At 55.1% G+C, this 21,993-nt stretch carries 28 protein-coding genes; 13 read left to right on the forward strand and 15 right to left on the reverse strand.

Features of this window, described 5'->3' with window-relative positions; translation table 11 throughout:
* The first annotated feature begins 29 nt into the window (after positions 1 to 29).
* Positions 30 to 257 carry a YceK/YidQ family lipoprotein gene (locus C0560_RS07890; protein WP_100780622.1) on the forward strand — a complete coding sequence of 76 codons (228 nt, stop codon included), beginning with the start codon at positions 30 to 32 and terminating at the stop codon, positions 255 to 257.
* 6 nt (positions 258 to 263) lie between these two features.
* On the opposite strand, the gene C0560_RS07895 is transcribed toward C0560_RS07890, so the two are convergent.
* The 3 genes from C0560_RS07895 to C0560_RS07905 all read right to left on the reverse strand — a co-directional run bounded on the left by C0560_RS07895 (position 264) and on the right by C0560_RS07905 (position 3,005).
* Positions 264 to 638: a MysB family protein gene (locus C0560_RS07895; RefSeq protein WP_100780621.1), complete on the reverse strand. Its 375-nt coding sequence runs from the start codon at positions 636 to 638 to the stop codon at positions 264 to 266.
* A gap of 86 nt (positions 639 to 724) precedes the next feature.
* Positions 725 to 1,951: a multidrug efflux MFS transporter MdtG gene (gene mdtG, locus C0560_RS07900; protein ID WP_100780620.1), complete on the reverse strand. Its 1,227-nt coding sequence runs from the start codon at positions 1,949 to 1,951 to the stop codon at positions 725 to 727.
* 127 nt (positions 1,952 to 2,078) lie between these two features.
* The gene (locus C0560_RS07905) at positions 2,079 to 3,005 is read right to left on the reverse strand and encodes a Kdo(2)-lipid IV(A) acyltransferase (protein WP_100780619.1); all 927 of its coding nucleotides are present in this window, start codon (positions 3,003 to 3,005) and stop codon (positions 2,079 to 2,081) included.
* A gap of 220 nt (positions 3,006 to 3,225) precedes the next feature.
* Between C0560_RS07905 and C0560_RS07910 the strand changes: the two genes are divergently transcribed.
* Positions 3,226 to 4,275, forward strand: coding sequence for a rhodanese-related sulfurtransferase (locus C0560_RS07910; RefSeq protein WP_100780618.1), 1,050 nt, complete (start codon positions 3,226 to 3,228; stop codon positions 4,273 to 4,275).
* 40 nt (positions 4,276 to 4,315) lie between these two features.
* Here the strand turns inward: C0560_RS07910 and C0560_RS07915 are convergent, their stop codons facing one another.
* From C0560_RS07915 to mdtH, 9 genes are all read right to left on the reverse strand, one after another.
* Positions 4,316 to 4,894 (reverse strand): YceI family protein, encoded by a 579-nt coding sequence (locus C0560_RS07915; RefSeq protein WP_102105551.1) that lies wholly within the window; start codon positions 4,892 to 4,894, stop codon positions 4,316 to 4,318.
* A gap of 1 nt (position 4,895) precedes the next feature.
* A complete protein-coding gene (locus C0560_RS07920; protein WP_102105598.1) occupies positions 4,896 to 5,462 on the reverse strand; it encodes a cytochrome b in 567 nt (188 codons plus the stop codon).
* Positions 5,463 to 5,723: 261 nt separating this feature from the next.
* Entirely contained in the window at positions 5,724 to 5,837 is a 114-nt protein-coding gene (locus C0560_RS07925) for a YceO family protein (RefSeq protein WP_100780616.1), read from the reverse strand.
* Positions 5,838 to 5,896: 59 nt separating this feature from the next.
* Positions 5,897 to 7,015 (reverse strand): N-methyl-L-tryptophan oxidase, encoded by a 1,119-nt coding sequence (gene solA, locus C0560_RS07930; RefSeq protein WP_248859949.1) that lies wholly within the window; start codon positions 7,013 to 7,015, stop codon positions 5,897 to 5,899.
* 117 nt (positions 7,016 to 7,132) lie between these two features.
* Entirely contained in the window at positions 7,133 to 7,387 is a 255-nt protein-coding gene (gene bssS / locus C0560_RS07935; protein WP_095281565.1) for a biofilm formation regulator BssS, read from the reverse strand.
* A 271-nt stretch (positions 7,388 to 7,658) separates the two neighbouring features.
* Entirely contained in the window at positions 7,659 to 7,904 is a 246-nt protein-coding gene (dinI, locus tag C0560_RS07940; RefSeq protein WP_100780614.1) for a DNA damage-inducible protein I, read from the reverse strand.
* 74 nt (positions 7,905 to 7,978) lie between these two features.
* Positions 7,979 to 9,025, reverse strand: a complete 1,047-nt coding sequence (pyrC, locus tag C0560_RS07945) for a dihydroorotase (RefSeq protein WP_102105549.1) — start codon at positions 9,023 to 9,025, stop codon at positions 7,979 to 7,981.
* A gap of 141 nt (positions 9,026 to 9,166) precedes the next feature.
* The gene (locus C0560_RS07950; RefSeq protein ID WP_100780612.1) at positions 9,167 to 9,727 is read right to left on the reverse strand and encodes a lipoprotein; all 561 of its coding nucleotides are present in this window, start codon (positions 9,725 to 9,727) and stop codon (positions 9,167 to 9,169) included.
* Between the two features lie 138 nt (positions 9,728 to 9,865).
* The gene (gene mdtH / locus C0560_RS07955) at positions 9,866 to 11,074 is read right to left on the reverse strand and encodes a multidrug efflux MFS transporter MdtH (RefSeq protein ID WP_100780611.1); all 1,209 of its coding nucleotides are present in this window, start codon (positions 11,072 to 11,074) and stop codon (positions 9,866 to 9,868) included.
* 289 nt (positions 11,075 to 11,363) lie between these two features.
* On the opposite strand from mdtH, the gene rimJ reads away from it, so the two are divergent.
* The 4 genes from rimJ to murJ all read left to right on the forward strand — a co-directional run bounded on the left by rimJ (position 11,364) and on the right by murJ (position 15,190).
* A complete protein-coding gene (gene rimJ / locus C0560_RS07960) occupies positions 11,364 to 11,948 on the forward strand; it encodes a ribosomal protein S5-alanine N-acetyltransferase (RefSeq protein ID WP_100780610.1) in 585 nt (194 codons plus the stop codon).
* A gap of 9 nt (positions 11,949 to 11,957) precedes the next feature.
* Positions 11,958 to 12,608 carry a YceH family protein gene (locus tag C0560_RS07965; protein ID WP_100780609.1) on the forward strand — a complete coding sequence of 217 codons (651 nt, stop codon included), beginning with the start codon at positions 11,958 to 11,960 and terminating at the stop codon, positions 12,606 to 12,608.
* A gap of 2 nt (positions 12,609 to 12,610) precedes the next feature.
* Positions 12,611 to 13,534, forward strand: a complete 924-nt coding sequence (locus C0560_RS07970; protein ID WP_194513327.1) for a Gfo/Idh/MocA family protein — start codon at positions 12,611 to 12,613, stop codon at positions 13,532 to 13,534.
* A gap of 120 nt (positions 13,535 to 13,654) precedes the next feature.
* Positions 13,655 to 15,190 carry a murein biosynthesis integral membrane protein MurJ gene (gene murJ / locus C0560_RS07975; protein WP_100780607.1) on the forward strand — a complete coding sequence of 512 codons (1,536 nt, stop codon included), beginning with the start codon at positions 13,655 to 13,657 and terminating at the stop codon, positions 15,188 to 15,190.
* Between the two features lie 64 nt (positions 15,191 to 15,254).
* Here murJ and flgN read toward each other — a convergent pair whose 3' ends face one another.
* The 3 genes from flgN to flgA all read right to left on the reverse strand — a co-directional run bounded on the left by flgN (position 15,255) and on the right by flgA (position 16,727).
* Positions 15,255 to 15,677 carry a flagella biosynthesis chaperone FlgN gene (gene flgN / locus C0560_RS07980; RefSeq protein WP_100780606.1) on the reverse strand — a complete coding sequence of 141 codons (423 nt, stop codon included), beginning with the start codon at positions 15,675 to 15,677 and terminating at the stop codon, positions 15,255 to 15,257.
* A 4-nt stretch (positions 15,678 to 15,681) separates the two neighbouring features.
* Complete coding sequence (gene flgM / locus C0560_RS07985) at positions 15,682 to 15,975, reverse strand: flagellar biosynthesis anti-sigma factor FlgM (RefSeq protein ID WP_100780605.1); 294 nt, start codon at positions 15,973 to 15,975, stop codon at positions 15,682 to 15,684.
* A gap of 92 nt (positions 15,976 to 16,067) precedes the next feature.
* Positions 16,068 to 16,727, reverse strand: a complete 660-nt coding sequence (gene flgA, locus C0560_RS07990; RefSeq protein ID WP_181827604.1) for a flagellar basal body P-ring formation chaperone FlgA — start codon at positions 16,725 to 16,727, stop codon at positions 16,068 to 16,070.
* 158 nt (positions 16,728 to 16,885) lie between these two features.
* On the opposite strand from flgA, the gene flgB reads away from it, so the two are divergent.
* From flgB to flgH, 7 genes are read left to right on the forward strand one after another with little or no spacing between them, the layout of a single operon-like run.
* Positions 16,886 to 17,302: a flagellar basal body rod protein FlgB gene (gene flgB, locus C0560_RS07995; protein ID WP_100780603.1), complete on the forward strand. Its 417-nt coding sequence runs from the start codon at positions 16,886 to 16,888 to the stop codon at positions 17,300 to 17,302.
* Between the two features lie 3 nt (positions 17,303 to 17,305).
* The gene (gene flgC / locus C0560_RS08000) at positions 17,306 to 17,710 is read left to right on the forward strand and encodes a flagellar basal body rod protein FlgC (RefSeq protein WP_100780602.1); all 405 of its coding nucleotides are present in this window, start codon (positions 17,306 to 17,308) and stop codon (positions 17,708 to 17,710) included.
* A gap of 11 nt (positions 17,711 to 17,721) precedes the next feature.
* Complete coding sequence (gene flgD / locus C0560_RS08005; protein WP_100780601.1) at positions 17,722 to 18,432, forward strand: flagellar hook assembly protein FlgD; 711 nt, start codon at positions 17,722 to 17,724, stop codon at positions 18,430 to 18,432.
* Between the two features lie 26 nt (positions 18,433 to 18,458).
* The gene (flgE, locus tag C0560_RS08010; RefSeq protein WP_100780600.1) at positions 18,459 to 19,667 is read left to right on the forward strand and encodes a flagellar hook protein FlgE; all 1,209 of its coding nucleotides are present in this window, start codon (positions 18,459 to 18,461) and stop codon (positions 19,665 to 19,667) included.
* A 20-nt stretch (positions 19,668 to 19,687) separates the two neighbouring features.
* Positions 19,688 to 20,443, forward strand: coding sequence for a flagellar basal body rod protein FlgF (locus C0560_RS08015; protein WP_100780599.1), 756 nt, complete (start codon positions 19,688 to 19,690; stop codon positions 20,441 to 20,443).
* An 11-nt stretch (positions 20,444 to 20,454) separates the two neighbouring features.
* Positions 20,455 to 21,237: a flagellar basal-body rod protein FlgG gene (gene flgG / locus C0560_RS08020; protein WP_064325681.1), complete on the forward strand. Its 783-nt coding sequence runs from the start codon at positions 20,455 to 20,457 to the stop codon at positions 21,235 to 21,237.
* Positions 21,238 to 21,292: 55 nt separating this feature from the next.
* A complete protein-coding gene (gene flgH, locus C0560_RS08025; RefSeq protein ID WP_100780598.1) occupies positions 21,293 to 21,991 on the forward strand; it encodes a flagellar basal body L-ring protein FlgH in 699 nt (232 codons plus the stop codon).
* Positions 21,992 to 21,993 lie beyond the last annotated feature (2 nt).

Genomic DNA, 21,993 nt, shown 5'->3' on the forward strand with positions numbered 1-21,993 from the left:
AGGCCGGTATTTTTTTATATGAGGTTTGAATGCGAATACTCATCGTGGTGATGATGGCGCTGCTGCTCAGCGGCTGCGGCAGCATTATCAGCCGTACCATTCCCGGTCAGGGCCATGGCAACCAGTATTATCCCGGTGTGCAATGGGACGTTCGTGACTCCGCATGGCGTTATGTCACGATTATCGATCTGCCGTTCTCGCTGGTCTTCGACACGCTGTTACTGCCCATCGACGCCCAGCACGGCCCTTACGAATAGGGCTGATTAACGCTCGTCCCACTCATCCGCTGCGGTTTGCCCCTCTTCGGTATCCAGCGGAGGCTCAAGCTGAAACTCACCCTCATCCCATTCATGGAGGGTGTTTTCTTCCTGCCACTCCTGACGCAGCTCGATCTCTTCATAATCACCGTCGAACACCGCCTGAGCTGCTTGACCACTCAGCACGGGCAGGCATTCACCGTCTTCCCCCTCGTCTGCAAAGAATTCGGCCTGCCACATGATATCGCCATCCTGCAGGACATATTTTTGGATATTGAGTTGTTGGATGTCCGCATCCTCTTCCTCGACGTTGGTGTTGTCGGCGAGGAACTCTTCACGGGCGGCATCAATCGCTTCTTCCAGCGTGGCATACATGGTCATCGGTTTCTCCCTGTGATTCGCAGTGGTGTTCAGGGAAAGAATAGCTGATTCTCTGATTTTGCAAGTATGAATGGGGCAATAAGTTGTCAGGAGGATGCATTCAGGGCAGGCCGCGAGGCGCGGGCCAGGCTCCACCAGGAGTAAATGGCGTTAAAGAGCACGACGCTTGCCGTCACAATAAAGACCGCGCGGAAGCCAAAGCTGGCGGAGATCCCGGCCCCGACCAGTGGGCCGGTGACGTTACCAATATCGCGAAACGACTGGTTATAGCTGAAGATTCGCCCGGCGATTTGGTTTGTCGAATTGTAGACCAGCAGGGTTTGCACTGCCGGAAGCAGTGCGCCGTCAGCGGCGCCCAGTAAAAAGCGCAGCACGCCGAGTTGCCACGGCGTTTGGACGAAGGACATCGGGATCAGCAGCAGAACCGAGATCACCAGCGCGGCAATCAGGATCTTCTCCGGGCCGATACGATCGCCGAGCTTCCCGAGACGCGGTGCGCTCAGCAGCGCCGCAACGCCCGGTACGGAGGCAATCATGCCGCTGATAAACGCGATATTGCTGACATTCCCGGCCAGTTCGCGCACGTACAGCGTCAAAATCGGGGCGATCGATCCGGTCGCCACCTGGATAATCATCGTCGTCACGAACAGGCTCAACACCAGCTTCGGGTTTTTCAGCGAGCCGATGACATCGCGCGCATGCAGCATCTCTTTTTTCGACACCGGCGTGAAGTTTTCGCGAATAAAGAACGCCGTCAGCAGGAAGCAGGCAAAGAGCACGCTGGCGGTGATGAAAAACACGGGGCGCAATCCGTAGGTATCGGCCATCAGCCCCCCGGCGAGCGGGCCTAACAGTGCGCCGCTGACGCCGCCGGTCGATAAGGTGCCGAGCGCCCAACCGCTTTTATGGCGAGGAATTTGTGTGGCGATAAGGGCGTTAGCGTTAGGGACAAATCCACCTAAAAGGCCCAGCAGCGCGCGCAAGATCAGGAACTGCCAGATATTCTGCGCCATCCCCATCAGCACCATGATAATCGCCATCCCGAGCGCAGAACGCAGCAGCATGATCTTGCGCCCCTTGCGGTCGGCAAGCCCGCCCCAGAAAGGGGAGGCAATGGCTGAGAACAGGAAAGTGATACTGAAAACCAGACCGGACCACATATTCAGTGCGCTATGGCCCGTCACGCCGAGTTGCTCGACATACAGCGGCAGGAAAGGCATCACCAGGCTAAATCCGGCTCCGGTTAAAAAACAGCCGAGCCAGGCCACGACGAGGTTACGTTTCCAGTTTATGGGGGCATCTGAGGGCGACATAGCATTCCGCATTGCGATAAAAGACGATAGTAAGCTTGCTAATTATGCGCCTGGGGGATGATTGCTGCAATGCGAAGGGCTTTTAAAGCTAAAAGCGATGCGGCCTGAACGACCGCATGGAGGTTAGTTAGTAGCGGGAAGGCATGCCTTGTGGACGCGTCTTAAAGCGGCGATGCAGCCACATATACTGCTCCGGCGCGTGCATGATGCATTGCTCAATGATGCCGTTCATCCAGCGGGCCGTGGTTTCTGCATCATCCAGCGGCGGTGTGCGCTCTGGCTCAAGCATCATCAGCTCGTAGCCTTTTCCGTCTGGTTTACGACGCGGAACAAAAGGCACAACGGCGGCTTTAGACATCCGGGCCAGCATCCAGGTACCGGTGGTGGTCGCCGTTTCCTGAACGGCAAAGAATGGGACGAACACGCTGGATTGCTTGCCGTAATCGTGGTCAGGGGCATACCAGATCACTTCGCCGTTTTTCAGCGCGCGGATCATCCCTTTGAGGTCTTTACGGTCGATCATGCTCTTATTGGAGCGCATACGGCCCCAGGTTTGCAGAAGATCGATCACCGGATTATCGTTCGGGCGATAGACGCCGATGCCGGGAGCCTGCATGCCAAACATCCTTGCGCCTATTTCGAGCGTCAGGAAGTGAATGCCAATCAGCAACACGCCGGTTTTTTCCGCCTGCAGGGTATGCACTGGCTCCATGCCCGTTCCGGTCACGTCAAACCAGCGCGCCATGCGTTTGTCGGGCCAGAACCAGGCCATTCCGGTTTCCATCAGACCCATGCCGACAGATTCGAAATTCTTGCGCAGCATCCGCTCGCGCTCCTGTGCGCCCATGTCTGGAAAACAAAGTTCCAGATTGCGGTTCGCAATCTTGACGCGTCGTTTCATAAAGCGCTGAGCGAGATGACCAAGACCGCAACCGATGCGATAGATCACCGGATAGGGAAGTTGCACCAGCAACCATAAAAGGCCGATGCCGGCCCAGGTTGGCCAGTAACGTGGATGAAGCAACGCCGTTGAAAACTGAGGTAATCGGGTCATGTCTTTCCTGTCTTTTTCGTCCTTATGCCAGCATTCTCGCATTTTTTAAATACATAACCAAAACGAAAGGGCGCCAAATGAACGCTTTTGCAGCAATTGTTGCTACTTTATTTTCTGGATGAGGGAAATGTAGCGCAAAATGTGGGGATGTAAATTCTCATTGTATGCTATATGATGCCGCCGATTTTCTTTCTCTTAACGATTGCAGGAACCGTACACCATGCCAGTGTTACACAACCGCATTTCGAATGAGACCTTGAAAGCACGCATGCTGGCGGAAACCGAAGCGCGTGTAACCATCTCATTCTACAAATATTTTACCATTGAAGAGCCGCAGGTCACCCGCGACGCACTCTATAAAGCCTTTGAAGCGCTGAAGGTATTTGGCCGCGTTTATCTGGCCCATGAAGGGATCAACGCGCAGATCAGCGTGCCAGAAAGTAAAGTAAACGCCTTCCGCGATTTTCTTTATGGTTTTGATCCCGCTCTCAACAACGTGCGCCTGAACGTTGCCCTCGATGATGACGGGAAATCCTTCTGGGTGCTGCGCATGAAAGTGCGTGAGCGCATCGTGGCCGACGGCATCGACGATCCGACGTTCAACGCCGCTGATGTCGGCGAATATCTGAAAGCGGCAGAAGTGAACGCCATGTTGGACGATCCTGATGCCGTGTTTATCGATATGCGCAACCACTACGAATATGAAGTAGGCCATTTCGAAAACGCGCTGGAAATCCCGGCCGACACATTCCGCGAGCAGCTGCCGAAAGCCGTGGAGATGATGCAGGAACACAAAGATAAAAAAATTGTGATGTACTGCACCGGCGGAATTCGCTGTGAAAAAGCCAGCGCCTTTATGAAACACAGCGGTTTCAATAAAGTCTGGCATATCGAAGGCGGGATTATTGAGTACGCCCGCCGCGCGCGTGAGCAGGGCCTGCCGGTGCGTTTTATCGGTAAGAACTTCGTCTTTGACGAGCGTATGGGCGAGCGCATCTCCGAAGATGTGATCGCGCACTGTCATCAGTGCGGTACGCCGTGTGACACCCACACCAACTGCAAAAATGACGGCTGCCATCTGCTGTTTATTCAGTGTCCGAGCTGTGCCGAGAAGTTCAGAGGCTGCTGTAGTGAGCTGTGTAGCGAAGAGAGCGTACTGCCTGAAGAAGAGCAACGTCGTCGTCGCGCAGGGCGAGAAAACGGCAACAAGATTTTCAATAAATCGCGTGGTCGTCTGAATACCAAACTGGGCATCCCTGACCCGGAATAAATGAGAAATCCCGGCGCAAAATGCGGCCGGGATTTTTTTATCAGGACTTCTGTTGCACGCCTTCCACAGAAATAATCAGATCCACTTCCTGCGATGCCGGGCCTAAATCGGTGGTGATGTTGAAATCTTTCAGACGGATTTTACCCTCAGCCTCAAAGCCAGCGCGTTTGCCGCCCCACGGATCATCCCCCTGACCAATGAGTTTCGCATCGAGGGTGACAGGCTTCGTCACGCCGTTCAGGGTCAGATTGCCGGTGATATCCAGATCATCGCCATCCTTTTTCACTTCCGTTGAGGTAAATGTCGCCTGCGGGAATTTCGCCACGTTGAGGAAATCCGCGCTGCGCAGATGTTTATCACGCTCTGCGTGGTTGGTGTCCAGGCTGTTGGTATTGATGGTCACATTCACTTTATCTGCGGCGGGATTTTTCTCGTCAAAGGTAAAAGTGCCGTCGAAATCTTTAAAGGTGCCGTACAGCCAGCTGTAGCCCAGATGCTGAATACGGAAATTCACGAAGGCGTGCTGGCCCTCTTTATCAATTTTGTAATCAGCGGCCACGGCGGAGCCTGTGACAAATACCAAAGAACCTAACGCGATACCCAGCAGGTGTTTTTTCATTTTATGCTCCAGAGTCTACAGACGATCGGCCCAGCATGCGCTTGAGCGTGGCGTCTTTATCGATGAAATGATGTTTAAGGGCCGCAAGGCCGTGCAGGACAGAAAGAATCACGACGCCCCAGGCAAGCCAGAGATGCACCTGGCCCGCCAGATCGGCCTGGGAACCGGCATCCGCCAGCGTGGCCGGAACCTCAAAGAGACCAAAGACGCTGATCGGTTTACCGTCGGCGGTCGAAATCAGATACCCGCTAATTAAAATGGCAAACAGCAGGCCATACAGGGCGATGTGAGCGGCGATGGCGCTCAGTCGCGTCAATTTGCTGTAGCTTTTTAGCGCCGGTGGAGGAGGGGAAATGTGACGCCAGACGATACGGACCACCAGGCTCATCATCAACAGGATACCAATGCTTTTGTGCAGTTCAGGCGCCTGGTGATACCAGCCGTCGTAATAGCTTAGCGTCACCATCCACAACCCTAAGCCGAACATGCCATAAACCGCGAGAGCAATTAACCAGTGCAAGCACATGGATATTATTCCATAGCGTGCAGAAGAATTACGCAGCTGCATAATGATGACCATCCCTAATTAATTTGAAGAGTAAAAATGGCCTGTGAAAAGGTTTATTGCAACTGATATTTAAGCATTAGGAATATTCATTTTTCTATTTCAATATTTTTGATTATGTTACGCGATTCTGATTCAATTCATTCGTGTTTAAGTGGCTGTTCTTAGGTGGGAAAGGGTTTTCTGGGGTTGTGTGGCAATCAAAATATTTGCGGCCAGATTAAGGTAATATAAAGTATTGTCAATTATCGTCAGCGTGTCTTTTCAGAAAAATACAATATAAATAACATCGATGATGGCAAGCATTGACCATAGAAAAATATAGAGCATCAAATGCTCGCGAATATTGTTTACCAGATAATCAAAGATCCTGCGCATTATCTCTGCCCGACGATATAAAGAGAAAGGCCCCGACGGGTCGGAGCCTGAAAAGAGGATTATCCGCCAAAACGCGCGAGAGAGAAGGGGGCCAGATCAAACTGCGGAGTGATGCCCTGCGCAAACTGAGCGGCGATTTCACCCAGCACAGAGGCGAATTTAAACCCGTGTCCGCTTAGCCCGGTGATCAGCAGCGTATTGTCGTGGCCCGGAAGCGTATCGATAATGAAATCTTCATCCGGAGTGTTGTCGTACGTACAGGCGGCACCGTACAGCAGCCCGCCGACGCCTGGCAGCACATTGCGCAGGAAGTTGAACGCCTCGGAACCATCGCCCGGCACAGCACCGAACGCTTCACGCTCCTCCGGGGAGGAGATGATCTGCCCGCCGTTATGCTTACCAATCTTGAGCGCGTCTTTTTCAGACGGGAAGCCGTAAAACTGATCGCCATTCGGCAGCTCGCCGGTAAAGGCCGGGAATTTATTCTGGGTGCTGAAACGCCCGTCGGCCTGGAACCAGGAGAAGACTTTACGCACCGGCTGAACCGGCAGCTCAGGCATCAGTTTCGTGACCCATGTCCCGGCACTGACCAGCAGGCGGGAGGCGGTATAAGGCCCTTCCGGCGTCTCAACGGTAACACCGTCGTCACTATGCTGGATGGCCGTGACCGGGCAGTTAAAGAGCTGAGCACAGCCCGCTTTTTCCGCGAGGGAGACCCAGGTTTTGATGGCGGTTTCGCAATGCAGTACGCCGGAGTTGGCTTCAAAGAGCCCGATGTAATCCTCGGGAACGGTGATCTCTGGCCAGCGTTTCATGACGGCGGCGGCGTCGAGGCGCTCCACGTCGAGATTGAATTCGCGGGCACTGTGCTCCACGTTCGCCAGGAATTCCGAGTGCGCAGGACCGAGATTCACCACGCCTGTGCGCTCGAAAATTTTATCTTCGGTCAGGGCTGATAATTCATCCCAGAGTTGTTGCGCCCGCAGTACCAGCGGAACGTAGCGCTCGCCTTCGCCATAGGCATGGCGGATTAGGCGGGTGTCGCCATGATGGCTCCCCTCAGCATGCGGAGGAAGGTGGGAATCAATCATCAGGACGTTCAGGCCAGCAAGGGTTGCGTAATAACCCGCAGCAGAGCCGACGGAGCCGCTGCCTAAAATAATCAAGTCGTATTTCATGAGAATCTCTTAAACCAGGACTTAAGTTTGCAGAGTAAATAAGATGAAAGGCTTATTCAAGGGAGAAATAAATGAGGCACCCCTTAGGTGCCTGTTGAGTGAATGTAGGGCATAAAATTAATGCCGACGATACTCATTTTCCTGGTAGTCGCCAGACTCTATTTTGGCAATGCCTGCCTCTAAAATAGAAATAAACTGACGGGCGACATCTGTGGTCAGCCACAGTGTCTGTCCAACTTCCGCTTCTTCACGGCTAGGCTGATTCGGGGTCTGGTAGTGCAAACGCAGCATCAGCGCATCGTAGCTGTCTACGGTACTGATGTCCCATCCGACAAGTGGATGAGTCTGGATGACTTCATTATTCTTTTCCATCATAACCCCCGTAATACGTGTGAGAAGACAACGACTGTGAGGTTCAATGCGTGTTTTTCTGAAGCAACTTCAGTATATCAATAAATAAGGGATATGAAGGGAAAAATAAACAGGCGGCAACCTAAATTTCTGCTTTTTAGGATTGTTTGAACAATAAAACGCCATCTTATTCACGTTTTTTTAAGAAGATACGCAATTAATTTGAACTTATTTAATCGGCATAAAAAAAGCCGGGGCGACCCGGCAAAAAATGACAATGAGGGAGTTTGAATTAATCGGTGATGAACCAGTCGTCGGCGCTTTCCCAAGTTTCTTGCAGGATTTCGCTAATGCGATCTTTATCCTCTTTTGCCCCACCGAGGACGGAAAGATTGTTCGCGGAGGCGTAACGGACGGTGACAGCCCCTTCTTGATCGGGGAACGTGCTGTTGATGCGACGGGAGAGTTCTCCGGCCAGCGCATCCAGCGCGCCAGCAGGCAAAGTGGTTGTTTTGGCGATAGTCACTTCGATACGCATAATTGCCCCCTGTGTAATATACTGTGTATTTATACAGGCATTATATTGAACTTACAACAGGGGGCGATAAAAAATTACTGTTTAACCGTCCAGTTAACGGTTTCACCGGCCAGGAACGGGATCAGCGTGTCGTCTGTCAGGGCGATAGTATCGACGACCTGGCTCTGTTTGCGTTCCAGCTCGATAAAGGTTTCATTCACCGGCAGGCCGTAGAAGCGTGGACCGTTCAGGGAACAGAAGGCTTCGAAGTGCTCCAGCGCGCCCATCTCTTCAAATACCGTGGCGTAGCTGGCCAGCGCCGTTGGGGCGTTGAAACAGCCCGCACAGCCGCAGCTGGCCTCTTTACGGTGACGCGCGTGCGGGGCGGAGTCGGTTCCGAGGAAGGCGCGGGTAAAACCGCTGGCGACGAGTTCACGCAGCGCCTGCTGGTGGATATTGCGCTTGAGGATCGGCAGGCAGTACAGGTGAGGGCGCACACCGCCGACCAGCATGTGGTTACGGTTGAACATCAGGTGCTGAGGGGTGATTGTCGCGGCGAGCAGATCGTTGCCGTCGCGCACATACTCGGCAGCATCTTTGGTAGTGATGTGCTCAAAGACCACTTTCAGCCCCTGCAGACGCTGGCGCAGCGGTTCCATCACGGTCTCGATAAAGCGCGCTTCGCGGTCAAAAATATCGATGTCGGGGTGCGTCACTTCGCCGTGGATAAGCAGCGGCATGCCCAGTTTTTCCATGCGTTCCAGGACCGGCATAATGGCATCCGTGCTGGTCACACCGTGGCTGGAGTTGGTGGTGGCATTGGCCGGGTAGAGTTTGGCGGCAGTGAACACGCCTTCATTAAAGCCGCGTTCGACTTCGTTCGGGTCGAGCGAATCGGTGAGGTAGCAGGTCATCAGCGGGGTAAAATCATGGCCTGCCGGAACGGCGTCGAGAATGCGCTGACGGTAGGCAATTGCGGCATCAACGGTGGTGACTGGTGGAACCAGGTTAGGCATGACAATCGCGCGGCCATAGATTTCGCTGGTGTAAGGGACAACGGTTTTCAGCATGTCGCCATCGCGCAGATGGATATGCCAGTCGTCAGGGCGGCGGATTTTCAGAACCTGGGGATGTGCAGTCATTGATATGCTCCGGCTTATCAGGAATCAGTCATAAGGATGGCTGTTTTTGCCGGACACAAATCATAAGGGGAAACGTTTTCGTTTGCACACATTTCCGTTAAATAGCAGTGTAAAAAAAGGGCGCACACGGCGCCCTCTCGGTTAATTCGTAAACGGGATGATAATTTCACCCGGTTTCACTTCAATCCCCTTGGCGTATTTCTTCGCCAGCGCTTCACCTTTGCTTCTGTCCTCGCTCAGCACATAGGCAGGCTGCTGATTGAAATAGTTCCGCAGCGACTGGTTCAGATACGGCATCAGGGTTTGCAGCACCGGTTTCATTTTCTCCGGCGTCACTTCGGCATCCACGATCTCCATTTCCTGAAGATAGATGGCCCCTTTCTCTTTGTTAAAGACCGGCAGCGCTTTCAGTTTCAGCTTAATGTTCGCTTTCTGGCTGCCAAACAGGGAGTTCATATCCAGTTTGGCGTCGCCGGAGAGCGTGACTTTATTCGGCTCTTCGCGGCCAATCTGGCTGACGAGTTGATTGAGTACGATATGGGCATCGGCAACGCCGGGCACACCGATATCTTTGGAGAAGTTATTGTGTTTTTCCAGCGCCTGATTAATTTCCTGCTCACTAACGCTGTATTGCGTAAGCTGGTTACAACCGACCAGCAGGCCGCTGATAACTAACGCAGCAGCAATGACAATCTTTTTCATGGGGTTCCTCAACATGATGTCGGCGCTCTTGTCCTGACGCCTCAGTATGTCAGGGGGGTATACCAGTTACCAGCAGAAAAACCTGATATTCGTGGGCGAAAGTGGACCTTCCGCCCGTCGGAATACGTGCTCAGACCATCAGGCCCCAGGTTCGAGCATCCCACTCGCGCTGCGTTTCGGGCTGAACTGCCACCACAGGGCGATGAGGGTGATAAAGCCTACAACGCCCAGCATTACCCACGGCAATTCCGGTTGATTCAGCGCTTTCCCTGCATCGAACAACCAGCCGCCACCGGCGTATCCGAGCGCACCGCCAAAGGCCAGCCCCAGTCGGCTAAAGCCCATATAGCTGCCGCGCGCACGCGGATCGGCAAGCCCGGCGCTGAGGGTTTCACGCGCCGGTTCGGCAATGATCGACCCAATGTAGAAAGTGCAGATCAGAATAAAGAGCTGTTGTAAGGTGCCGACCAAACCAATCGGCATCATGCTTAACGTCATCAGCAGCAGGCCCGCCATCAGGCGATGCTCAAGACGAAAACGTTTTTCGCTCCAGCGCGCGATAGGGTAGAGAAGGGTCAGCGACAGGCAGGCTTCGATGGCGTACATCCATTTGACGGCCGCAGGCGAACCGGCAATATCGTTGACCATAATGGGCAGCATCAGCATTACCTGCACCGCCAGCATGTAATAGCCCGTCAGCGTCAGTACGTAGGTGACGAAACGTTTATCGGCCAGCACACGGCCCAGCCCTTCACGCACGGGCGCTTTCACCGTCGAGAGTTTCCAGGCGGGCAGCAGCCAGGCGTTAAATGCCGCGCAGAGGATAAAGAGCACCGCGCCGGTTGCGCACACCAGACGGAAATCATACTGCAACAGCCAGCTGCCGAGCAGGGCGCCAACCACCGCACCGGCGCTGTCCTGCATCATCAGCAGTGAGAAAAAACGCCCGCGATGCTGTGGGCGAATCAGTTTCACGACCAGCGCGGTACGCGGCGGATCAAACAGCGTGCCGCCAATCCCGGAGAGGAAACAGGAGAACCACAGCAACCAGGGATCGTGCGCAATACCCATGGTGGCAAATCCGGCGGCCCGCAGCAGCATGCCGGTGACAATCATCGGTTTTGCGCCGAAGCGGTCGGCAATCGCGCCGCCAAACACGCCAAGTCCCTGCTGGACAAACTGACGCAAGCCCAAAGCGATACCGACCATTAATGCCGCCCAGCCCATTTGATCGACAAAGCGAATGGAGATCAGGGGGAAGACGACAAAAAAGCCGAGCACGACCAGCATGTTATCGACGAGCAGAAAATATTTGCCCAGGCTCCGGGCTTGCGATACGCGAGACATTTTCCCTCCAGGGAAAAATCACGTCATCCTGCTGACGGCCCCGAAAAGGCAGTCTGAAGGCTTAAGTGTAGAGAAAGATGAGCACGCTAATATTCTGCGTGGTTGCGAGGCGTTTTCCCACACCGCCAGCGACAATATTTTTTTATCAAAAGGGTGGTTTGATTCAGCTTTTTAATCGAATTTTGTGAAATCTGTGAAAAAGGGTATGTCACTGTTTTCACAGAAAGCACCGGCGCAGGTATAGTAAAGCTAACAGGTAGAGCAGAAGTAACGGGAAGGAGTGGTAACGATGTTTGGCTATCGCAGTAACGTGCCAAAAGTGCGCCTGACAACAGACAGACTGGTCGTTCGTCTGGTGCATGAGCGTGATGCCTGGCGTCTGGCGGATTATTACGCCGAGAATCGCCAGTTTTTAAAGCCCTGGGAACCCGTTCGGGATGAAAGCCACTGCTATCCCTCCGGCTGGCAGGCTCGCCTGAGTATGATTGCCGAATTCCACAAGCAGGGCAGTGCCTATTATTTCGCGTTGCTCGACCCGGAAGAGAAAGAGATCATCGGGATCGCCAATTTCTCGAACGTGGTACGCGGATCGTTTCACGCCTGTTACCTCGGCTACTCCATCGGCCAGAAATGGCAGGGCCAAGGGCTGATGTTTGAAGCCCTGACCAGCGCAATCCGCTATATGCAGCGCTCTCAGCACATCCACCGCATTATGGCCAACTATATGCCGCACAATCAGCGTAGCGGCGATCTGCTGGCGCGGCTTGGGTTTGAAAAAGAAGGCTACGCGAAAGATTATCTGTTGATCGACGGCGAGTGGCGCGACCACGTGCTGACGGCGTTAACCACCAAAGAATGGACCGCAGGTCGCTAAGGAGCACCCATGAAATATCAGTTAACTGCCACAGAAGCGCGGGTGATTGGCTGCCTGCTGGAAAAACAGGTCACGACGCCAGAGCAATATCCCCTGTCGGTCAATGCGGTGACGCTGGCCTGTAACCAGAAAACCAACCGTGAGCCGGTGCTCAACCTGAGCGAGCACGAGGTACAAGAGCAGCTGGATGCGCTGGTTAAACGCCACTATCTGCGCACCGTCAGTGGGTTTGGCAATCGCGTCACTAAATATGAACAACGTTTTTGCAATTCCGAATTTGGCGATCTGAAACTGAACAGCGCCGAAGTGGCGGTGATCACAACCTTGCTGCTGCGCGGGGCGCAAACGCCGGGTGAATTACGTTCCCGCGCCGCACGAATGCATGAATTCAGTGATATGCAGGAAGTGGAGCAGACGCTGGAAAATCTCGCTTCCCGCGAAGATGGCCCGTTTGTGCTACGCCTGGCGCGTGAGCCGGGCAAACGCGAAAGCCGATATATGCATCTTTTCAGTGGCGACGTTGAAACCCTCATCAATGTGGTAGAAGCAGTTTCGCCCGCTGAGGACGAGAGTCTTGCTGCACGAGTCGACGCGCTGGAAAACGAAGTGGCGGAACTCAAGCAGCGCCTCGACTCCCTGCTGGCGCATTTAGGAGACTAACGGTGACAACATTACGCATTGGCGTGGTCGGCCTCGGCGGGATCGCGCAGAAAGCCTGGCTGCCGGTTCTGGGCGCGGCGACCGACTGGACGCTGCAAACCGCATGGTCCCCGACGCGGGAAAAAGCGCAGCGAATCTGCGATACCTGGCGAATTCCTTATGCTGCCTCCATGGCGGATCTGGCGCGCGACTGTGACGCGGTATTCGTTCATACCTCGACCGCGACGCACTATCAGGTGGTGAGCGAATTGCTCAATGCCGGTGTTCACGTTTGCGTCGATAAACCGCTGGCCGAGAATGTGCAGGACGCCGAGCGTCTGATTGAGCTGGCGGCGCGCAAAAATCTGACGCTGATGGTCGGGTTCAATCGCCGGTTCTCGCCGCTGTATCAGGATCTCAAATCCCGGCTTGGCGCGGCGGCATCGCTGCGTATGGATAAGCATCGCACCGACAGCATTGGCCCGAACGATCTGCGCTTTACGCTGCTGGATGATTATCTGCATGTGGTCGATACGGCCCTGTGGCTGACCAACGGTAATGCACAGCTGAAAAGCGGCACCCTGCAAACCAACGATCAGGGGGAGATGGTGTATGCCGAACACCATTTCGCGGTGGACACCATTCAGGTGACCACCAGCATGCATCGTCGTGCGGGAAGCCAGCGCGAATCCGTGCAGGCGGTCACCGACGGCGCACTCATTGATGTGACCGATATGCGCGAATGGCGTGAGGAAAAAGGGAGCGGGGTGGTGACGCGGCCAATCCCTGGCTGGCAAAGTACGCTGGAGCAGCGCGGGTTCGCCGGTTGTGCGCGTCACTTCATCGAGTGCGTGCAAAATCAGACGGTTCCTGAAACTTCGGGCGAACAGGCGATTCTGGCGCAACGCGTCATTGAAAAGCTCTGGCGCGAGGCGATGAGCGAGTAGAAACTGTTTAACCCCTGTAACATCTGCGGATAGTAATTCGCTTAAATACGGGTAGACTAAGCGCACTTTTCACGCCTGCTATGCAGGCGTTTTGCCGTGTGGTTGTGGAAATTCACGTTAATGAACTTATTAAAATCGCTGGCAGCAGTCAGCTCGATGACCATGTTTTCTCGCGTGCTGGGTTTCGCGCGCGATGCGATTGTGGCGAGAGTGTTTGGCGCGGGGATGGCGACTGACGCCTTCTTTGTGGCGTTCAAGCTGCCGAACTTACTGCGCCGAATTTTCGCCGAAGGGGCGTTCTCCCAGGCGTTCGTGCCGATTCTGGCGGAATACAAAAGCAAGCAGGGCGAAGACGCGACCCGCGTGTTTGTCTCCTATGTCTCGGGCCTGCTGACACTGGCTCTGGCGATTGTCACGGTGGTCGGGATGCTGGCCGCGCCGTGGGTGATTATGGTGACCGCGCCGGGCTTTGCCGATACGGCGGATAAATTCGCCCTGACGACGCAGCTTCTGCGCATTACCTTTCCTTATATTCTGCTGATTTCGCTGGCGTCGCTGGTCGGGGCGATCCTCAACACCTGGAACCGCTTCTCCGTCCCGGCGTTTGCACCGACGTTTTTAAACGTCAGCATGATCGGTTTTGCCCTGTTTGCGGCACCGCACTTCCATCCGCCGGTGCTGGCGCTGGCGTGGGCAGTCACCGTCGGCGGCGTGCTGCAGCTCGCTTATCAGCTTCCGCATCTGAAAAAGATCGGCATGCTGGTGCTTCCACGCATCAACTTCCGCGATGCGGGTGCGATGCGCGTGATCAAGCAGATGGGCCCGGCGATCCTCGGCGTGTCCGTGAGCCAGATTTCCCTGATTATCAACACCATTTTCGCCTCCTTCCTGGTGTCAGGTTCCGTGTCGTGGATGTACTACGCCGACCGCTTGATGGAGTTCCCGTCCGGGGTGCTGGGCGTGGCGCTGGGGACGATTCTGCTGCCGTCGTTGTCGCGAAGCTTTGCCAGCGGCAATCATGATGAATACTGTCGCCTGATGGACTGGGGTTTACGCCTGTGCTTCCTGCTGGCGCTGCCAAGCGCCGTGGCGCTGGGGATTCTGGCGAAACCCTTAACGGTTTCATTGTTCCAGTACGGCAAATTCAACGCGTTCGATGCATTAATGACCCAGCGCGCACTGGTGGCGTATTCCGTCGGCCTGATGGGGCTGATTGTGGTGAAAGTGCTGGCGCCGGGCTTTTATTCGCGTCAGGACATCAAAACGCCGGTCAAGATTGCGATTGTGACGCTGGTGATGACCCAGCTGATGAACCTCGCGTTTATCGGGCCACTGAAGCACGCGGGTCTGTCGCTGTCGATCGGTCTGGGGGCCTGCCTGAACGCCGGGCTGCTCTACTGGCAGCTGCGTAAGCAGAAGATTTTCACGCCGCAGCCGGGCTGGATGAGTTTCCTGGTCCGTCTGGTGATTGCGGTGGTGGTGATGGCGGCGGCACTGGTCGGGATGATGTATGTGATGCCGGAATGGTCCCTGGGCACCATGCCGTATCGTCTGCTGCGCCTGATGGCTGTTGTGGTCGTGGGGATTATTGCCTACTTCGCTACACTTGCGGTGCTCGGCTTTAAGGTGAAAGAGTTCGCTCGCCGGACGGCATAAACGACTAAAGGGGAGTTCACCAAAGGGTGCTCCCCGTTTCCCACTTCATCTCTTCACTGAAGCGTTAAATCGAAATCTTCTTCCCGCCACCGCGTGAGCTGGATGTCTGGCCATTGGCGCCATACAGCCCCGGCTCCTGATGAGGTTTTAACACCTCAAGCGCCTGCTGGTTGCGTTCAATTTGCCCCTCTAACAGCCAGCCGTTGTGCTGGTTGAGATCGCGAAGGTGCTGCGTTTTTTCTGTGATGGTCTGCCAGCGCTCAACGATATCGTCGTTGGCGCTGCGACGTGGATCTTGCTCCGCGCGGCGCTGCTGCTCCAGATAGTCCAGGGTAGCCAGCAGCGAGCTTTTATCTTCAGTAATGCGCTGCAGAGCGCTGCCGCTGACATAGCCTGCGGATAACTGTTGTTGCTCGGCATCCATCACCGTCTTCAGATCGTTCAGGACTACCGTCATTTGATCCAATATTTCTGACAGTCGACTCATACGGTTATTTACTCTGAAGGAAGTTCTGCGTTTCGTTAATCAGCGCATCAGCGATTTTGCTGGTGTCCATTTTCAGTTCGCCGTTACGAATCGCGGTTTTCAGCGCTTCGACGCGCTCCATATTGATATCGTTCGTGCCTGGCTGCATCAGTTTTGACTGTGCATCACTTAACGTGACGCTGGTGCTGTTGGCCGTGGACGATTTTTCCAGACGCGCTTTAAGGGCTGGCGCGTCGTTCGTTTCGCGAGGTTGTACAGTGCTAACCGGCTTCAGGGGCGATGTACGATCAATGCTCATAGTGTTGTCCTCATAGAGGTTCGCGGCGTTGGCGCCTGATATAATCATCTGATGATTATTTATCGGCAGCTGCCGCGATATCTTTAAAAAGATTATAGGTTAATCAGAATATTCCCATCAGAACCGACGGTTCCGCTAACCACCTGACCTGAAGACATCCTAACGCGTGCGTTTTGGGCGACCGCAGCGTTGTTCAGCGCCTGGCCTTCGCTATTAATGCTAAAGCCATCTCCGTTCGCCACCACCATCACGCGCTGTCCGGCTTTAATGCGCCACGCCTGGCGCAGCATAGATAGCTGGATGGCCTGACCTGGCGCCAGATCGCGCAGGCTCACCGAATCCTGTGCCTGGTTAATATCCAGCATGGTGCGCGGCGGAAGTTGATCCAGGCGTCCGCGCTTTAATTCTACATGAGCGGGCTGTAAAACGCTGCCGCGTGCGATGGGCTGAGCGGCGACAACATAGTTGCCTGTCGCCTGAACCATAACCTGCAAAAAGCGTTTCTCATTATTGCAGCGGGCCAGCACGTTCACATTACCCCACAGCCGGGTACCGCCGCTGATGGTGAACGAGGGTTGTTCGCAAGTGGGCAGGAGATTCGGCTGCGTTCGAATATCGACTTTGACCTCATCGCTTAACCCCGCCAGACGCTCAGCAAAAAAAGCGGTCAGCAACACATTCAGCCCCAGCGCTGAAGACTGGGTACTGAACAGCAGTAAGGTAACGGCAAGGCCATTTTTGAACGTCAGCATCTCACTTTCCCGCGGTTCCTGGATTTAACAGGATTTTACCCCTAAGGCTTTCCCATCAACGCAACAAATAGCGACGCATTTTGCGTTTATTCCTTCGATAAGGAAGACGGGTTGAGATTTAAGCTACATGCTGAAATTTCGCCATCAGCGGAGGAGACATGCTCGATAAACTCGACGCCGCGTTACGTTTTCAACAGGAAGCGCTCAATCTGCGCGCCCAGCGGCAGGAGATCCTGGCCGCCAATATCGCGAATGCCGACACCCCAGGGTTTCAGGCGCGCGATATTGATTTTTCTACTGAGCTTAAAAAAGTGATGGAGCGTGGTCGGGCCGAAGGGACGGGTGTTGCCCTTGCGCTGACCTCTTCACGCCACATTCCCGCTCAGGCGATGACTGCGCCGTCCACCGATTTACTTTATCGCATTCCTGACCAGCCATCCCTGGACGGTAACACCGTCGATATGGACCGGGAGCGCACCCAGTTTGCCGATAACAGCCTGCAGTATCAGATGGGGCTAACCGTGCTCGGTGGACAGATTAAAAGCATGCAGAGCGTCCTGCAGGGGGGCAACTAATTCATGGCCTTACTGAATATTTTTGATATCGCGGGTTCAGCCCTGACCGCGCAGTCTCAGCGTCTGAACGTCGCCGCCAGTAACATGGCGAACGCCGACAGCGTGACCGGACCCGACGGTCAACCCTATCGCGCCAAACAGGTGGTCTTTCAGGTCAATGCTGCGCCGGGCGCGGCAACCGGCGGTGTGAAAGTGGCCGATGTGGTTGAGAGCCAGGCCCCGGACAAACTGGTGTATGAGCCAGGCAACCCGCTGGCGGATGCGAGCGGCTACGTGAAAATGCCAAACGTCGATGTGGTCGGCGAAATGGTGAACACCATGTCAGCGTCGCGCAGCTATCAGGCGAACGTTGAAGTGCTCAATACCGTGAAGAGCATGATGCTCAAAACGCTCACTCTCGGCCAGTAAAGGAGACACGAATGTCCATCGCCGTCAATGTGAATGACCCGACTAACTCCGGCGTCGCCAGCACCAGTGGGGCCACTGGCTCCAGCTCGCTGACCGGTAACAGTGCTGCCGATCTACAGGGCAGCTTTTTGACGTTATTGGTTGCGCAGCTGAAAAACCAGGACCCAACGAACCCGATGCAGAACAACGAACTGACCACGCAGCTTGCGCAGATCAGTACCGTGAGCGGCATCGAAAAGCTCAATACCACGCTGGGTTCCGTTTCCGGTCAAATCGACAACAGCCAGTCTTTGCAGGCCGCCAACCTCATCGGCCACGGTGTGATGATCCCAGGGACCACTATCCTGGCAGGGACCAGCACCACCGACGGAAGCAGTACCACCACGACCACGCCATTTGGCGTTGAGTTGCAGCAACCGGCCGATAAAGTCACCGCCACCATCACCAATAAAGACGGTGTTGTGGTGCGCACGATCGACATTGGTGAGCTGAAAGCGGGCGTTCATACCTTTACCTGGGATGGCAGCCTGACGGATGGCACAACGGCACCGAACGGTTCTTACAAAGTGGCGATTTCTGCCAGCAACGGGACGACTCAGCTGGTGGCTCAGCCGCTGCAATTCGCTCTGGTGCAGGGGGTGATTCGCGGCTCTGATGGTAACAAACTGGATTTGGGTACTTCTGGGACCACCACGCTCGACGAAGTTCGGCAGATTATTTAAGCCTTAACACTTATCAGGAGTAAGTCATGGCCTTTTCTCAAGCGGTCAGCGGCCTGAATGCTGCGGCCACCAACCTGGACGTCATTGGCAACAACATTGCCAACTCCGCGACCTACGGTTTTAAATCTGGCACAGCATCTTTCGCAGATATGTTCGCCGGTTCCAAAGTGGGTCTGGGCGTTAAAGTTGCGGGTATTACCCAGGACTTTACCGATGGCACCACCACTAACACCGGCCGTGGGCTGGATGTGGCCATCAGCCAGAACGGTTTCTTCCGTATGGTCGATGAAAACGGTTCTGTTTTTTACAGCCGTAACGGTCAGTTCAAACTCGACGAAAACCGTAACCTGGTCAACATGCAGGGTCTGCAGCTGACGGGCTATCCGGTTGCGGGTACACCGCCTACGGTACAGACCGGTGCGAACCCGCAGGCGATCTCAATTCCGAACACGCTGATGGCGGCGAAGTCCACCACCACCGCGTCTCAGCAGATCAACCTGAACTCCACCGATGCGACGCCGACGGTGACACCGTTCGACCCGACAAACGTCGATTCTTATAACAAAAAAGGGACCGTGACGGTCTTTGACAGCCAGGGTAATGCGCACAACATGAACCTGTTCTACGTCAAAGACACCGCTGCGAACAGCTGGAAAGTCTATGCGCAGGATGGCAGCGTGGCGGGCAGCACCCCCTCTCTGGCCACAACGCTGACCTTTAACGCCAGCGGCGTGCTGACAGGCGGTGGCCAGGTCAACATCACCACCGCGACCATGCCGGGCGCAACCCCTGCAACCTTCGCGATGAGTTTCACCAACTCCATGCAGCAGAACACCGGTGCGAACAACATCGTGGCAACTAACCAGAACGGTTACAAGCCGGGCGACCTGGTGAGCTACCAGATCAACGATGACGGCACTGTCGTGGGTAACTACTCCAACGAACAGACCCAGGTTCTGGGCCAGATCGTGCTGGCGAACTTCGCTAACAACGAAGGTCTGAAATCCGAAGGCGATAACGTCTGGTCTTCCACTCAGTCCTCTGGCGTGGCGCTGCTCGGCACCGCCGGTTCCGGTAACTTCGGTACGCTGACCAACGGCGCGCTGGAAGCATCCAACGTCGATCTGAGTAAAGAACTGGTGAACATGATTGTCGCGCAGCGTAACTATCAGTCGAACGCGCAGACCATCAAAACTCAGGACCAGATCCTCAACACGCTGGTCAACCTGCGTTAATCGTCTAACGGGATGATGTAATGGATCACGCAATATATACCGCGATGGGCGCAGCCAGCCAGACGATGAATCAGCAGGCTGTGACCGCCAGTAACCTGGCGAACGCCTCAACACCGGGCTTTCGTGCGCAGCTGAATGCGCTGCGCGCCGTGCCGGTGGAAGGGCTGTCGCTGCCAACGCGTACGCTGGTTATCGCCTCAACGCCGGGTGCCGATATGACGCCTGGTCAGATGGATTACACCTCGCGTCCGCTGGACGTTGCACTCCAGCAGGACGGTTGGCTGGCGGTGCAAACGGCTGATGGCTCAGAAGGCTATACCCGCAACGGTAATATCCAGGTGGATGCCAACGGTCAGATGACCATTCAGGGGCATCCGGTGATTGGCGAAGCGGGTCCGATTACGGTGCCGGAAGGCTCGGAAATCACCATCGCGGCGGACGGGACCATTTCGGCCCTGAACCCCGGTGATCCGGCGAACACCATTGCCCCGGTCGGTCGACTGAAGCTGGTCAAAGCGGAAGGCAATGAAGTGACGCGCGGCGATGACGGGATGTTCCGTCTGAGCCAGGCAGCACAGGCAACGCGTGGCCCGACCTTGCAGGCTGACCCAAGCATTCGCGTGATGTCCGGTGTGCTGGAAGGCAGTAACGTCAAACCGGTTGCAGCCATGACCGATATGATCGCCAGCGCCCGACGTTTCGAAATGCAAATGAAGGTTATCACAAGCGTGGATGAAAACGCCGGCCGTGCTAACCAACTGCTGTCTATGAGTTAACAGGATTTCTTATGATCAGCTCTTTATGGATCGCGAAAACGGGTCTCGACGCGCAGCAAACCAATATGGATGTCATCGCCAACAACCTGGCGAACGTCAGTACCAATGGTTTTAAGCGTCAGCGTGCCGTGTTCGAAGATTTGCTTTATCAAACCATTCGTCAGCCGGGCGCGCAGTCGTCCGAGCAGACCACGCTGCCGTCAGGGCTGCAGATTGGTACGGGTGTGCGTCCGGTTGCGACCGAACGTCTGCACAGCCAGGGCAACCTGTCCCAGACCAACAACAGCAAAGACGTGGCAATCAAAGGCCAGGGTTTCTTCCAGGTGCAGCTGCCTGACGGAACCTCAGCCTATACCCGCGATGGCTCGTTCCAGGTGGATCAGAATGGTCAGCTGGTGACCGCCGGTGGTTTCCAGGTTCAGCCTGCGATCACCATTCCGGCTAACGCCCTGAGCATTACCATCGGACGTGACGGTGTGGTCAGCGTGACTCAGCAAGGGCAGGCCGCGCCTGTTCAGGTTGGACAGCTGAACCTGACGACGTTCATGAACGATACCGGTCTGGAAAGCATTGGTGAGAACCTCTACACCGAAACCCAGTCCTCCGGTGCGCCGAATGAAAGTACGCCGGGCCTGAACGGTTCCGGGCTGCTGTATCAGGGCTATGTTGAAACCTCTAACGTCAACGTGGCGGAAGAGCTGGTGAACATGATCCAGGTTCAGCGCGCGTATGAAATTAACAGTAAAGCAGTGTCGACGACCGACCAGATGCTGCAAAAACTGACGCAACTCTAAGGTGTAGCCCGGTGCGGTAAACCGCACCGGCTCCCTGTTTTCGAAGATGAAGGCAATGCAAAAAAACGCGGCGTTTCGTTATCCAATACTGACAGTCCTGGCCGTTACCCTCAGCGGTTGCGCCTTGATCCCGTCAAAACCTTTGGTAGAGGGTGCGACTACCGCCCAACCCGTTCCCGGCCCGACGCCGGTGGTGAACGGCTCCATTTTCCAGTCCGCACAGCCGATTAACTACGGTTATCAACCGCTGTTCGAAGACCGTCGCCCGCGTAACGTCGGCGATACCCTGACCATTGCGCTGCAGGAGAACGTCAGCGCGAGCAAAAGCTCCTCGGCGAATGCCAGCCGCGACGGCAAAACCAACTTTGGTTTCGATACCGTTCCGCGCTATCTGCAGGGCCTGTTTGGCAATGCGCGTGCCGATGTGGAAGCCTCTGGCGGTAACAGCTTTAACGGCAAAGGCGGTGCCAATGCCAGCAACACCTTCAGCGGTACGCTGACGGTAACCGTTGACCAGGTTCTGGTGAATGGCAATTTACACGTAGTGGGTGAAAAACAGATCGCCATCAATCAGGGCACTGAATTCATTCGCTTCTCCGGTGTGGTTAACCCTCGCACCATCAGTGGCACCAACACCGTACCGTCCACCCAGGTGGCGGATGCGCGCATTGAGTACGTCGGCAACGGCTACATCAACGAAGCGCAGAATATGGGCTGGCTGCAACGCTTCTTCCTTAATTTATCGCCGATGTAAGC

The sequence above is a fragment of the Lelliottia sp. AC1 genome (assembly GCF_023278595.1).
GTDB classification, from domain to species: Bacteria; Pseudomonadota; Gammaproteobacteria; order Enterobacterales; family Enterobacteriaceae; genus Enterobacter; species Enterobacter nimipressuralis.